Annotated in this window: 1 protein-coding gene; it reads left to right on the top strand. The window is 43.9% G+C overall.

Annotated features, from left to right (window positions below; genetic code table 11):
- The coding region (locus tag ACAN52_RS21960; protein ID WP_378957268.1) for a branched-chain amino acid ABC transporter permease at positions 1–626 on the top strand (626 nt) is incomplete at both ends.

Genomic DNA, 626 nt, shown 5'->3' on the forward strand with positions numbered 1-626 from the left:
ATTGCTTTAGGATATACCATGGTGTATGGCATTATCAAATTGATCAATTTTGCCCACGGTGATATTTATATGGTTGGTGCTTATGTGGCTTTCTTTGCGACAACGGCGTTAAAATTATCTTTTTTCCCAGCGCTTCTTCTCTCCATGGTGGTTGCCGCCATTGTTGGGGTAGTTATCGAGAAACTGGCATATCGTCCTCTACGGTATGCACCGCGTATTGCAGTACTCATTACCGCTATTGGTGTGTCTTTATTATTAGAATACGGTGGTATTCTTCTCGTTTCCCCTCAACCACGGACTTTCCCAGCGATTTTTCAAGCAGAAGTTTATACCTTTGGTAACATCGTTGTGAATAGTCAGCAGATTTTGATCTTGGCAGTGGCCTTATCCTTAATGATCATTCTAACGTACGTCGTTCAACGGACTAAAATTGGTAAAGCCATGCGGGCTGTTTCCTTTGATACGGATGCCGCACGTCTTATGGGAATTGATGTAGACCGGGTTATTTCCATCACCTTTGCCATTGGTTCATCTCTCGCTGCCGCTGCTGGTATGCTAGTAGGTGTGTATTATAACTCCATTGATCCACTCATGGGCATTATGCCAGGTCTCAAGGCTTTCGTTGC

Source organism: Pelosinus sp. sgz500959 (genome assembly GCF_042610375.1).
Classification (GTDB): domain Bacteria; phylum Bacillota; class Negativicutes; order DSM-13327; family DSM-13327; genus CTSoil-075.